Source organism: Lactobacillus sp. UMNPBX15 (genome assembly GCF_002553785.1).
In the GTDB taxonomy this organism is placed as follows: domain Bacteria; phylum Bacillota; class Bacilli; order Lactobacillales; family Lactobacillaceae; genus Lactobacillus; species Lactobacillus crispatus.
Window position 1 is genome coordinate 1 of the sequence record NZ_PCYV01000116.1, and the last position, 352, is coordinate 352.

1 protein-coding gene is annotated in these 352 nt (G+C 39.5%); it reads right to left on the reverse strand.

All coding sequences use genetic code 11. The features are described from left to right. The coding region (locus CP366_RS10540) for an SLAP domain-containing protein (protein ID WP_199162876.1) at window positions 1-352 on the reverse strand (352 nt) is incomplete at both ends.

Sequence of the window (352 nt, forward strand, 5' to 3'; positions counted from 1 at the left end):
ATTACTTCGTAGAAGTTCTTGTCGCCAATCTTCTTAGTTGACATAGCAACAGTTACTGATTCGTAACGCTTAGCCTTGTCGTTGTTAGCACGAGTAGTACCGTCTTCCTTGTAGTAGTAAGCGTTGTGCATAATAGTCTTGGTTTGGCTGTCAACAGTAGTCTTCTTACCGTTTGGAACTGAAACAGTTACAGGTAATGAAGCAGTCTTGCCGTTAACATTTGACTTAGCATTCAAAGTTACAGTGAAGGTATCAGGTGCTTCAAAGTTACCAGCATTGTCAACAGTAATGTTTTGCTTCTTAAGTTCAGCCTTAACAGCTTCTGCATCAGTAGTAATATTTACTGGATTGA